Source organism: Nostoc sp., assembly GCF_036917195.1.
Lineage (GTDB): Bacteria > Cyanobacteriota > Cyanobacteriia > Cyanobacteriales > Nostocaceae > Nostoc.
Genome location: NZ_JBALDG010000008.1, coordinates 12,139 through 25,816, shown reverse-complemented (window position 1 = coordinate 25,816; position 13,678 = coordinate 12,139). Strand labels below are relative to the sequence as shown.

At 43.4% G+C, this 13,678-nt stretch carries 7 protein-coding genes; 1 reads left to right on the top strand and 6 read right to left on the bottom strand.

Annotation, left to right across the window (positions count from 1 at the left end):
* Window positions 1–212: 212 nt before the first annotated feature.
* The 4 genes from V7K40_RS01765 to V7K40_RS01750 form a co-directional block, all read right to left on the bottom strand.
* Window positions 213–1,430, bottom strand: a complete 1,218-nt coding sequence (locus tag V7K40_RS01765; protein ID WP_334956157.1) for a M20 family metallopeptidase — start codon at window positions 1,428–1,430, stop codon at window positions 213–215.
* Window positions 1,431–1,564: 134 nt separating this feature from the next.
* Entirely contained in the window at window positions 1,565–3,100 is a 1,536-nt protein-coding gene (locus tag V7K40_RS01760) for an FAD-dependent monooxygenase (protein ID WP_334956154.1), read from the bottom strand.
* 357 nt (window positions 3,101–3,457) lie between these two features.
* Window positions 3,458–4,138: a dethiobiotin synthase gene (gene bioD / locus V7K40_RS01755; protein ID WP_334956152.1), complete on the bottom strand. Its 681-nt coding sequence runs from the start codon at window positions 4,136–4,138 to the stop codon at window positions 3,458–3,460.
* A gap of 5 nt (window positions 4,139–4,143) precedes the next feature.
* Window positions 4,144–5,955, bottom strand: a complete 1,812-nt coding sequence (locus V7K40_RS01750) for a protein kinase (RefSeq protein ID WP_334956150.1) — start codon at window positions 5,953–5,955, stop codon at window positions 4,144–4,146.
* Between the two features lie 815 nt (window positions 5,956–6,770).
* On the opposite strand from V7K40_RS01750, the gene V7K40_RS01745 reads away from it, so the two are divergent.
* Window positions 6,771–7,787 carry a ribose-phosphate pyrophosphokinase gene (locus V7K40_RS01745; protein ID WP_334956148.1) on the top strand — a complete coding sequence of 339 codons (1,017 nt, stop codon included), beginning with the start codon at window positions 6,771–6,773 and terminating at the stop codon, window positions 7,785–7,787.
* A gap of 498 nt (window positions 7,788–8,285) precedes the next feature.
* On the opposite strand, the gene V7K40_RS01740 is transcribed toward V7K40_RS01745, so the two are convergent.
* Window positions 8,286–11,927 (bottom strand): response regulator, encoded by a 3,642-nt coding sequence (locus V7K40_RS01740; protein ID WP_334956146.1) that lies wholly within the window; start codon window positions 11,925–11,927, stop codon window positions 8,286–8,288.
* An 824-nt stretch (window positions 11,928–12,751) separates the two neighbouring features.
* Entirely contained in the window at window positions 12,752–13,663 is a 912-nt protein-coding gene (locus tag V7K40_RS01735) for a hypothetical protein (protein ID WP_334956144.1), read from the bottom strand.
* Between the last annotated feature and the right edge of the window lie 15 nt (window positions 13,664–13,678).

The following is a 13,678-nucleotide window of genomic DNA, read 5'->3' as shown; positions in this document are numbered from 1 at the left end:
CAGGACTTAGGCAACTGTGACAAGCAATGGCGCGGTGTAGATGCGCCGCGCGCCAAACAACTAGGCGAAAAACATGGGAATAGCCGAACGTTTTAGTTGCTGAACTAAATAATTTGATAGATTGTTTGACCAGTTTGATAAGCTAAATCTTTGAGCCTAAGCCAGACTAAAAAATTGTAGTTATTAAAAACAGCTAATTTACACCCATTCAATTAATTTAAAAAGTTCTCCACGCATCTGACAAATATTTCCACACCCATTCCCAACGCCGTTTCATCAAAATCAAACCGGGGATGATGATGAGGATAGGCCAAGTCTTTTTCAGGGTTAGCAGAACCTAAGAAGAAATAGCAACCAGGAACCTCTTGCAAGAAGAATGACATATCTTCAGCAGCCATAGTTTGACATTCTGGCACAATACCCATCGGGGTTTCTACCACTTCTTCTGCTACAGTTCGCACCAATTCTGCCATCTTAATATCATTAATTACTGGTGGATAAAGTGACCAGTATTCTAAGTCATAACTCGCACCATGACTTTGACAAATTCCAGCAATAATCTGCTCGACACGCTGGTTGAAAAAGCCTTTCAAACTAGGATTAAAATACCTGACAGTGGCACTCATTCTCGCTGTATCAGCAATCACATTCCGCTTGGTTCCAGCATGAAGTTCGCCTACTGTCACCACAGCCGAATCAATGGGATTAACATTCCGAGCGACAATGGTTTGCAAAGCATTCACAATTTGAGCAGCAACTACAACGGAGTCAATAGTTTGATGAGGTAGTGCGCCATGTCCACCTTTGCCCAAAATTGTGCAGTTAAAACACTCCACAGCTGCCATCAACGCCCCAGCCCGCACACCCACTGTTCCCAAGGGCAAATTATTCCATAAGTGCAAACCAATAATTGCGTCAACATCAGGATTTTTCAGGACTCCAGCTTCAATCATTGGCTTTGCGCCTCCTGGTGATTCTTCCGCTGGCTGAAAGATAATTTTCACGGTACCGGAGAAATCTTGACGATGCTGCTGGAGATAATAAGCTGTACCTAAAGCGATCGCTGTATGTCCATCATGTCCACAAGCGTGCATCACTCCATCATGCTGCGATTTATACGGCACTTCGTTGAGTTCTTGGATTGGCAAAGCATCCATATCTGCCCGAATCGCTAAAACTTTCTCTGTGCCTAATTTGTTACCCTTGATGGTGGCAACAATGCCAGTGTGAGCAATGCCAGTTTGATGCTCAATTCCCCATTCTTGTAACTTTTGTGATACAAAATCAGCGGTCAGTTTTTCTTTAAAACCTAACTCTGGTTGTTGATGCAATCGCCGCCGCCACTCGATCAATTGTGGTTGCAATGAGCGGATTGAAAGTCGGATGCGAGATAGGTCAACAGAAGAGGGATTGGGAAAGGTAGAAACCATTATGAAGACAAGCTAGTTTAAATACAGCTAACTTAGTTTATCGTAGGGAATGGCGAAGAATCATTATCAGAATCTTCTTCAGGACTACAATTTGAACCGGATGATGCGCGGTTAGATGATGTTGGAACTCCAGGCTATAGAGCAAACCAGAGAGCAACCGCTTGTCTGATTGATTGCTCATTAGGTTCGCTGTCAGAAGCCCAGGCGATAATCCCATCAGAACGTATCAGTACAGTGCTCAAGCCTAATTGTTCTTTCGCCCGGCCCGAAACATACTTCATTCGGTCGCCGTATTCACCCGCCAAAGTTTTAAGTGAAGCATTCATATCGAAATCAAGCAGTATCCCGTGGCCATCGCGCATTAGCTCGCCAATCGTTGTACCATCTTTGAACTCAAAATTGGGAACGCTGTGGCCTACTAAAGGGTGGTCGCCACCGAGATTGTAATGTGTGAAAACGCCCCACACCCTTCCTGCAATATAGGTGGCACCATCGTGCGTATTCATAAGGTCGCGGATAATTGCATTCAATGCGCGGGCATGTGGGCATGGTTTCATGATTGCAACCTGGGCGCGTGACCAATCCAGAACCTGTGCACCAATTGGGTGACGTTCGGTATAATAACTGTCCAACAAGCCTGACGGCGCAATATTATGGATGGTTGCGGCGAGCTTCCAGCCCAAGTTCATGGCATCGCCCAGTCCAAGGTTAAGCCCTTGGCCTCCCAACGGCGAATGAATGTGCGCGGCATCGCCGGCTAAAAGTATACGTCCGTTGCGGTAGGTTGTAGCCTGCCGTGTTCGGTCAGTCCACGTGGTTGCGATATGCAGGGCGCTGATGGTAACGTCGGTATTCGAGATGCGACGTAACACTTCCTGAACGTGTTCAAGCGTAATTGGCTTTTCTGAATTATGAAATGCCCCGCCATCAAAATCCTGAATTATTACGTAACCTGGCTGCGATTGCAAATACATACCTGTTGGTGTTACATTTCGGCCCGGGCTTAGTTTCTCCGGGTCTGCAATGTCCACCTGAGTAGAGTAGCCAGTAAATTCTGGCTCCGTACCGACGAATTCAAAACCGCCCGCCTTGCGAACAACACTACGACTCCCATCACAACCCACAAGCCATTTGCTTTGAAAAGATTGGTCGCCTGACAGAACAGTTACCCCGTCCTCGGTTTGATGAAAGTCAGTAATGGCAAGCCTGCGCTTGATTTCTACACTCAAGGATTCTGCGCGGCGAGACAGCACCGTTTCAAGCTCCTCCATTTCAGAAATTAAACTGGTGTCGGTAGAGCTTGACAGGCGATACCTCCACTGCGAGGTGTCAATATTTCCGTCATGAAATGGAATGCCCGCGAAGTGCCCTACCTGACGGCGTGGCCCTTGTCCGGCATTTTGGTGGGGGTTTTTAAGACGTTTATGTACCTCCAGTTCTTTTAGCAGGCCACGGCGGTAAAGCCCTTCAATAGTAGGCGCTGAGAGTCCCCGTATCCCGAAAGGAATTTGCTTCAGGGGCGAGTGCGGGTTCTCCGCTTTTTCGAGTACTAGGACTGAACATTTGGCCAGGGCCAGTTCACAGGCTAGGAAAAGTCCTACTGGACCAGCCCCAGAAATGATTACATCGTAAACCGATTGATTTTTGTTTTTATTCATGAGTGTTTCCATTTGTACCACCTATTGGTCAGCAGAGATGACATGTGGTCCGGTTACGGCAACAATCACATCCGCGTCCATGAAAAGAGTGTGGAGTTCTACAGCACCTGCCAAAATCACGGCTGGTAAGCCCAACAAAAAAGAAATCGGGCAGATGTCTCCCGTTCCATGCCCAAAAATTAAATAAGGCAGGATTTACCTGCCTTGTGTGTCACTAAAGTTAGATTAATTTCATCTTTTCTTACCATTGCACATCTTATTTACAAAGCTATTACCGAGTTATGTCAGAACTGTGACTGTATCAGTTGTAAACAGGGATTAAACGTTCACTACGATCAGTTACTCAAGTCTTTTTCTCCAATGCCCAATTTAAAGTGTTAGTGTTTCCCAATCTAAATCTGATGCTACTTGAGCAAGTTTATCTAAATCAGTCAGGTTATCTAAATAGGGCAAGCAGCCTAAAACTGGCGTGTTAGTGAGTGATTGAATCAATTGGTGTGGTGTCCAGTCGGCTATTTCTGCATCCGTTCGAGGTTGTACGCAGTTTAGAACAATGCCTTTAAGATTGATGCGCGATTGTTTAGCTAATGCTACGTTCGCCACTGCTTGAGCGATCGCACCCAATCTAACTGGCACTACCAATACCGTTGGTAAACGCCATTCCCCGGCTAAATCAGCTACCGTTAATTCCTCTGTTACTGGCGAACCTAACCCTCCCAAAGCTTCTACAAGCACAAAATCACGATGCGATCGCAACTTAGACAAAGCTTGCCACACAAGTGCTAAATCTACTCGGCGATTTTCCCGTGCTGCTGCTATGGGAGGGGCTAAAGGTGCTTGAAAGTACAAAGGTGTAATTTCTTCAGCAGATTGTTGTAGTGCAAATAGCTTTTGATACCACTCGCGATCGCCAATTCCCGATTGAATCGGTTTCATGATTCCCCAGCTACGCTGCGGGTAATATTTTTGCCAATAGGTTGCTAATGCTGTTGTTAAAACAGTTTTACCAGCTTCTGTATCAGTTCCAGTAATCAGTAGTGTGTTTAACATTAATTTCATTGGCCAGAAAATGGTTGTGTTCCATCAGTCGGCGGAAAAGTTGGCGTTTCACCAGTTGTAGGAATTGGGTTAGGTGTTTGTGTCGGAATTGGTAGGGGTGTCTCTGTCGGAAATGGCAGGGGTGTTTCTGTCGGTATTGGGTTAGGTGTTTGTGTCGGAATTGGCAAGGGTGTTTCTGTCGGAAATGGCAGGGGTGTCTCTGTTGGAATTGGGTTAGGTGTCTCTGTCGGAATTGGGTTAGGTGTTTGTGTCGGTATTGGTAAGGGTGTTTCTGTCGGAATTGGCAGAGGTGTCTCTGTCGGTGTTGGTCTGACTGTTTTTTCTAATGCAACATTGAGGTTGTAATTGCTTTCGGCAACTCCTGAAAGCAGTGTTAACTCAATAGTATATCTACCAGTAACCAGCAATGTACCTTCATAAGATGTTACTTGCTGGATATTCTGATCAATTGGTTGTTGATTGGGACTGAAGACTGTTAGCAAAACGCTGCTTCCTGGGTCAAGAAACGCAGTTAACTTGTCACCTTCTTGCCCAAAAAAAGTGTAGCGGATTATTTGATTTGTTTTGAGAGTATCTTTAACCGTAGCTGTGTTATTAGATGCTTGCAGATTGAGCCGCCTACTAGATACAACAGGTTGATCGTTGGTGGGTGTGGATGTGAATGTAGTACCACCAGAAATCACTGGTGAAGGGAAATTTTGTGGAAGTGTCTCACTTGCTGATGGTTTTGACTGATTGCGGATGGAACTTACCAATGCCCAAGAACCAAATCCGGCGATGATCACTACAGCAATGGCAATTGCTGCGATCGCTAACGGATTATCCAAGATTGAGCTAGTATTACTTGGTGGAATCACAGGAGCGGGTTGTTTCTTCTTGGGCGAAGCAGTTGGTGGTACTAAGTTAGGCCGGCGACCAACAGCCATTGTTTCCAAGTTGGATACATTATTAGGGGTAGAGACACTGGGTTGAGCCAAAGATTGCAGTGCTTGGGATACATTAGCAGCACTTTGGTAGCGATCGCTCGGTATATGATTCAACATTCGATTCAACACTATAGCAAATCGCGGATTCACTCTTACCCACCGCTGCCAATTCCAAGTTAGTTGGTTTTCGTCAAATAGATCCCTTGGTTCTTTACCAGTCAGCAAAACAATCGCACTCACCGCTAATGCATACAAGTCACTACTAGGATAAGCTCCCCCTGTTTGCATTTGTTCACTAGGAGAGTAGCCTAATTTTCCCACAGTGGTTTCTGGCATTGGGCTATTTGGCGATCGTAAACGCTCTGCCAGTTCCTTTACCACCCCAAAGTCAATTAATACAGGTTTAGCGTCACTATCTCGCAAAATAATATTTTCTGGGGAGATATCTCGGTGAATAATCCCTCGACTGTGAATATGCTCTAAAACAGGCAACAACAACTTTATTAGCTGCAATACTTCAGCCTCTGTAAAGGTTTTACCCACAGCTTGACGTTCAGCGAGTAGAGTTCGGTACGTCTGACCTGCAACGTAGTCCTCCACCAAAAATAAGCGTTGGTCTTGCTCAAATCTTTCCCGGAATTTAGGCACTTGTGGGTGTTCGATTTGATATAAAATGGCAGCTTCTCGGTGAAAAAGCTCTTGTGCCTTCTTCCAAGCCAAAGCCTCCGTTGCTGTTGAAATCAATTCCTTGATCGCGCAAAGTTCGTTAAAGCGCCTCTGGTCTTCTGCCAGATAGGTTCTACCAAATCCTCCTTGTCCGAGAATTTGAATTATGCGGTAACGGTTTTGCAAGACAGTGCCAACTTTAATCGGTGGTTGCATGATCGATTGATTGAGTGTATTAGCAACTGAGGAGGAAGTCACCCACAAAGATTAAGTCCAAGAGGCGACACAGTCACATGCAGCGATATTTTACCTTACATAATAGTTAGGAGTATACGCAAAGTCACACTTCAAGTGTCTTACGCAACTCTCTTAAGTGTTTAGAGTAATTTATGTATCGGGTCCTCTCCCTTGCCCCCTGCCCCTTTTCTTCTTCTCTGAACGCTTGGAACTGCTGTCAGCCCTGCACCAGAACCCACGCAAGTGAGAGTTTGTTAATACCAATTCTATGTGAGCCTACATAGAATAGTCCCTTTATCTAGCAAGGATTTCAGAAAAAACTGGTATAAATACCAATGTTATCTGGGAATTTATTGGGTTAATTAAAACTAAAAATTAAGTCTGCTAGTTTATTTATTTACCGCTAGTATCATAGAATATAATCAGATACCTGTTTAACACTTAGTCGCAAGTGTTCTGCTGTCTAAAAACAAAGTTCAATATTACTTAAGTTGTAAATGCTTTACTGTCAGTTATAAATGAGGTAGTTAGAAGAAGCAATCTATCACACCAATCTTTAAAGAGATTAGGGTCATTTACCTCAACCTAAAAAACTTGAAGTATAGACCTAGTGGACGGACTTGATGTCCGTTAAGCTATCAATAGTTTGCTTGCCAAGAAAATTAGACAGTTAGCAAATGATAATTGTATGGAAAAATGTTTAAATTTTGTATGAAATCTTCAACAAAACTTACAAATGTTTTTTTAGGCGATTTCCTGATTAAATCTACTAAATCTCTAATGATAATATTGCTATGAATGCACATAGAGGATCTGCTGTACTCAGTTCTGCAACTTTCAAAATGCAACCATCTGCAACAGGACTGACCGATAATCATCGCCTGCGGCTGTTTTCTGGCTCTGCCAATGTACAACTGTCTCAAGAAGTCGCTCGTTATCTGGGCATGGACTTGGGGCCAATGATTCGCAAAAGATTTGCGGATGGAGAACTTTACATTCAAATCCAAGAATCAATTCGGGGTTGTGATGTCTATTTAATCCAGCCATCTTGTCAACCCGTAAACGATAATTTGATGGAATTAATGATTATGGTTGACGCCTGTCGTCGAGCTTCTGCGCGACAGGTGACGGCAGTAATTCCCTACTATGGCTATGCCCGTGCCGATCGCAAAACGGCAGGACGAGAGTCAATAACCGCCAAGCTGGTTGCTAACTTGGTTACCGAAGCAGGTGCCAATCGCGTTCTAGCAATGGATTTACACTCGGCTCAAATTCAAGGCTATTTCGATATCCCCTTTGACCATGTTTACGGTTCGCCAGTATTGCTGGATTATCTCACAAGCAAAGAACTGCCCGATCTTGTGGTTGTTTCCCCCGATGTTGGCGGTGTAGCACGAGCCAGAGCATTTGCGAAAAAACTGAATGATGCTCCACTGGCAATTATTGACAAACGTCGTCAGGCACATAATGTTGCAGAAGTGTTAAATGTCATCGGCGATGTTAAAGGCAAAACGGCAGTGTTGGTGGATGACATGATCGACACTGGGGGCACGATCGCAGAAGGAGCGCGATTACTGCGTGAAGAAGGAGCGCGTCAAGTATACGCCTGTGCAACTCATGCAGTGTTCTCTCCACCAGCGAGGGAGCGGTTGTCCAGTGGTTTGTTTGAGGAAGTCATTGTCACCAATACGATTCCCATAGCAGAAAACAATCGTTTTCCACAATTAGTGGTGCTGTCAGTAGCTAATCTGTTAGGAGAAACTATCTGGCGGATTCATGAAGATACTTCAGTCAGTAGTATGTTCCGCTAACCGATAAAAGACTGTCATTCGTGTTACAGGCATAAATTACCCACACTCACCCCTTCATCGGGTAAAGTGTGGGTTTTTAACATCTCTAAAATTTCTGTACTGAGATTACAATATCAGGACTTAGGCACGGGTCATGAAAGAACGAACCACAGAGACACAGAGTACACGGAGGAATGAGAGTTTGAGAGGTTTTTTGCGTAAGTCCTAAATATAAATAGTTCGAGCTTCCAAACTGGGTTACAGAAAACTTTTTCTCTCCCTGCCCCCTACCCTGATTCCTTACTCCCTTAGTACAGTTTTGCGTAAAAGCGTAGCGTTTTTAATGCATTGAGATGCATTGGCATTGCAGGGGGACACATTAACATTGCAGCCGATGCATTGGCATTGCAGGGGGACACATTAACATTGTATCGGGACGCATTGACATTGCATCTCGATGCATTGGCATTGCCAGGTATTGCCAAATTTAATTCGCTACTAATTAATGAAATGCTGTACTTAGCGATACAGCCAAACCCGGAGTAGTGAAAGCAGTTGCTCAGTATCTACAGGTTTGGTGATGTAGTCAGAGGCTCCAGCTTCGATGCACTTTTCACGATCGCCTGGCATGGCTTTAGCAGTTAAAGCGATTATTGGTAGTGAGCGAAACTGTTGTTGCTGGTGGATGGCGCGGGTGGTTTCGTAACCATCCATTTCCGGCATCATGATATCCATCAAAACTATATTAATGTCAGGATTAGCTTGCAGCTTCTCTATGCCATCTCTGCCATTTTCGGCAAACAGCACTTGCATTTGATAGCTTTCTAAAAAGCTGGTAAGGGCAAAAATATTTCGCAGGTCATCATCCACAATCAAAATTTTCCGATTAGCTAGCACCGGATCAGTTTGGTGTAGTTGCTCTAGCATTTGACGCTTTGGTGGGGGCAAATTTGCTTGCACCCGATGCAAAAATAGGGCAGTTTCATCTAACAACCGCTCTGGCGATCGCACATTTTTAATGATAATAGTCTCTGCTAGTCCCCGCAGTTGGGTTTCTTCTCGTCGGCTGAGTTCTTTGCCGGTGTAGATAATGATCGGCAGTTTCAAAAGCCTGGGTTCAAGCTTTATCTGCTCAATTAGTGCAAACCCGCTCATATCGGGCAGACCGAGATCCAATACCATACAATCAAAGTGATGCGATCGCAAAATCAAAAGTGCTTCTGCCCCCGTACCCACTGCTGTACTCTGGACATCACCATTACCGATCAGTTCGATAATACTTTGGGCTTGTACGGGGTCATCTTCTACAATTAGGAGATTTTTTACCTGACGCTCAATAAAGCCTTTAATCTCAGTCAATACCTGAGTTAGCGCTTCTGGAGAGACGGGTTTTTGGAGATAGGTAATCGCTCCTAGCTGTAATCCCCGTTGCTGTCTTTCATCAACAGAAAGGATATGTACTGGGATGTGTCTGGTGTCTGGCTTATGTTTCAGACGATCGAGCACCGTCCAACCATCCATCTCTGGCATATGGATATCTAGCATAATCGCATCGGGCTTAAACTGTTGCGCTAGTGCTAGCCCTTGTTTGCTCTGTAAAGCAACAATGGTTTTAAAACCCTGCTCACGGGCCATATCTAGTAAGATCCGGGCAAATTTATCGTCATCCTCAATAATCAACAAAATGCGATCGCCCGGTTGAATCATTTCCCGGTCATCTGGGATTTCGTTGGCCAAGGTGGTAAGTACTTTCGCGGTTGGAGAAGTGTCCACAGTGGATCTGTTTTCGACCATTGGCACTTCTTTTATGGTCGATGCTGTGCGGATAGAGGTAGTTTGCTCAGGGGGTGCTGTGGTGAGAGGATTTTTATCATTATTTTCCTGTCGCTTGGGTAAGTAAAGAGTAAAGGTGCTTCCCTGTCCTGGTTGGCTGACTAGTTCAATTCTCCCCCCCAAAAGTTGAGCCAGTTCGCGGCTGATGGACAAGCCCAAGCCAGTTCCCCCGTACTTGCGGCTGGTTGTGCCATCTGCCTGCTGAAAGGCCTCGAAAACAATCTTCTGCTTCTCGACTGCAATGCCTATGCCCGTATCACTAACTGCAAAAGCAATCATCGGATTATGGAATTGATCTGCTTCAGAAGACATACTAATTTGTAACTTCACGCCTCCCTTTTCAGTAAATTTAAAGGCGTTAGCCAGGAGATTTTTCAGCACTTGTTGCAGACGTTTGGAGTCGTTAGAAATTGTCGGGGGTAACTTCTTATCCAGTTCAATAGTAAAACTGAGTTGTTTATTGTGGGCAACTTGCCGAAAAGTGTGCTCTATAGATGTCTCTAAATCTGCAAAAGCAATTTGCTCAATATCGAGCACCATAGTACCTGACTCAATTTTTGCCAAATCTAGAATGTCATTAATCAACTCCAGCAAATCAGTTCCAGCGGAGTAAATAGTCCGACTGTACTCTACCTGTTTCTCGGTCAAGTTGCTAAGAGAGTTATCTGCTAACAGCCTTGCTAAAATTAACAGGCTATTTAGCGGTGTCCGTAACTCGTGGGACATATTTGCGAGAAATTCCGACTTATATTTGGAAGACAACGCTAGTTGTTCAGCTTTTTCTTCCAAAGACTGCCTTGCCCGCTCAACTTCCTGGTTCTTGCGAGCAACTTCCCGATTTTGAACTTCTAACAATTCTGCCTTTTCTTCTAACTCTTCATTTAGTTGTTGTAATTCCTCGTTAGACTGCTTGACAATAAATTGTGATTCTTCTAACTCCTGCGCCTGCTCTTCCAGGCGTTGATTGCTCTGCTGTAGTTCATCTTGCTGGCTTTGCAGTTCCTCTGTTAAAGTAACAGACTCTTCAAGTAGTTGCTGAGTTTGCAATTGTGAGGCGATGTTATTCAAAAACACACCCAGATTTTCACTCAATTGCTCTAGAAATCTCAGGTGCAACTCGTTAAAAGGCCCAAAAGAGGCAAGTTCAATTACAGCACTCACCTGCGTCTCAAACAGTATAGGCAACACAATAATATTTAGCGGTGGAGCTTCTCCCAAGCCTGAACTGATGCGGATATAGTCACTAGGAACTTCCGTTAGGAGGATTCTTTGTTTTTCTAGGGCAGATTGTCCCACCAGTCCCTCACCCAAACGAAACTGATTTGCCAGATTTTTCCGCTCTTTATAAGCATAACTACTCAACAACTTCAATATAGGCTCGTCGTCTATTGAGTCCATAAAATAAAAAACGCCCTGCGATGCCCCAACCATTGGTGCTAAATTCGACAATATCAGGCGAGACACACTTTCTAGATTTCGATGCCCTTGGAGCATCTGGGTAAATTCAGCCAAATTAGACTTTAGCCAATTTTGCTCGTCATTTTTTCGAGTTGTGTTTCGCAGATTAACGATCATCTGATTGAAGGTGCGCGTCAATACGCCAATTTCATCATGGCGATCACTATGTGGTAAACTTACCGATAAATCCCCATCCGCTAACTTTTCTGCCGATTCCGAAACTCGCTTCAGCGGTACTGAGATATGTCTAGTCAGGATGAATCCGATCAGAACCAAGATCAAAGAAAATAGGGGAATACTATAGATAATGCTAGCGAGTGTTTTTTTAGCAGCTGCTTGTGCCCTTTGAGAGCGCTGCTTCAGGAGTACATTCTCCTCATTTTCCATTGCCAAAATGACTTTGCGGATTTCACTCATCAGTTGCTTACCCTGGTCTGTCAGCACAACGTTCTGGGAAGCTTCAAAGCTTTGATTTTGGCGCAAGTCAATGGTTTCTTTAAGTTCGGCTAGCTTCTTAGCAATTAGTGGCTGTAAAATATCCAGTCGCCGCTGTTGGTTGGGGTTATCTTCCGTTAATCTCTGAAGTTCGTTGACTTTTTGATCCAATACATTAATGGCAGCATTATAAGGTTCCAGATAGTTATGTCTTCCAGTAATTACGTAACCACGTTGCCCAGTCTCAGCATTGGTTAGTTGCAAGTTCAGGTCTTCGAGTTGACTTAGCACCTGGTAGGTATGGCTTTCATTGACCGAAGTTTCAATTAGGTCATTGGTGCTTTGGTAGGAGATTAAACCAATGGTGGTCAGAGTTGCCAAACTCAGGGCAAAACTTACTCCAATCTTGGTTCCAATCTTCAAACGGTTAAACATTATTCCAGGCAGTTATTCCAATTATTTATATTTTTGGCACTCTTCGGATTATGTTTTAGTTATACAGATTTATAATATTTAGTTAACGTGGCATATGTCTAATTTTTTACACGTTAAACAATATTAATTGTATCTTAATATATAAATACCTTTATAAATACAACCTTTTTGTAAAAAAATAATACTAATTATATCATTTAATAACATTTTGATATCTTTAGCAGTCCTAAATCAAACGCGCAGAATTTAAAATTATTGCGACCCCCTGTGTCCCACGCGAGATGCAACAAGAGTAGCTCGCCGGAGAACGCCAGTAGCTAATATGAAGCCACTGCGGTAAACGGGTTCTCCGGCATAAAGGAGCCAGCGCGGGCGGGCTTCCTAACTTGAGGCGACTGGCGTCAAGTGGCGTGGAAACCTCCTAGACCACACTGGCTCCTCAAAGCGTCGGGAGGTGAATTTTCTTATAACTTATTTAAGATTGCTATAGCTGAAGTTTAAACATTGAAACAGTATGACTTTTTTCATTCAAAAAAAGTAGTCACTTGGTTTTTTAATTTAATCTGGCAGTGGATAATTAATTATTAAATTATAAATTTAAAACAGACTTTAACTAAAAAATGGTAGTTTTTATGAGTACAATAATTAATCTAGCAAGACCAAAATTATGCAAAAGGTAAGTTATTGCAAGCAGTGTTCTAGTGGTAAGTTAAGGTTTCAAAAGGGAATTTATATTTATATAAATATATTTTTACTATAAACTTACCGAAATATGCACAATCACGATATGCCATCAAACCTTTTGAAATTAACTTGAGGTTTAACTAGAAGTTAGTAGTAATCTGGCGATCGCTTCTAGCGGCATCAAGTTCAAATTGGCTATAGATACTAAAATGTTGGATGTTATTACTTTCTAAAATAGCTCTTGCACCTGCTATGTAGATATCAGTGCCTTTTAGAACTACTAGGTAATGGTCAAGGAACACCTGATGCTCATAATATTTAGCTAGCTCATCAGGAATTCCTAAAGTGGTATAGTTATCTTGGTAACTGCTGATATTTACTTCAAAAATATCACTTAGGTTGCTTATATTTTTAGCAACTATAGATACTTGACTCATCGGAAAGCCAGCTGATCTCAGTTCAGTAAGCGCTCTTTGTGCGTCTTGGCGGATGTAAAAAACACCGACTGCTTGTTTATAGCGACTATTTGGGGTCGAGTATGGCTGATAAACACCCCACTGTTGAATATCACGGCGATTAAAAATCCTCTTAGCAAGACGAATTTCTATGTCTATACCGGTTACTATCACCAAATAGTAACCTTTACAGACAAGATCGCTGTAACCCTGTGCTTGCTCTTTAGGAATTCCTAAACTTAGCAAGATACTAGGCAAACCACCTGCTAAAGTGGTAGCGATCGCTGTTGCTTCTGCTCCGGCTAGGATGACTCGGCCTATACCAGGAATTACCCAGAGGACTAAACCGACTAATAAGCCAGTAACACCGCCTAAAGCACTACCAGTAACGGCTCTAGCAGCATCTTTTGAGGATATATTGCCGGTGCGCTCTTTAATTTCAACACCAGCAATATCACTTTGGTCTTCTGCATTCCGTGCAATTACAGAAATATTATGCATTGGAAAATTAGAAGCTTTTAGTTCCTGAAGTGCCAATTGTGCATCCGAACATTTAGCGAAAACTCCTATGGTTCTTCGCTCATTTTCTAATGTCATTTTATCGGTTGATTG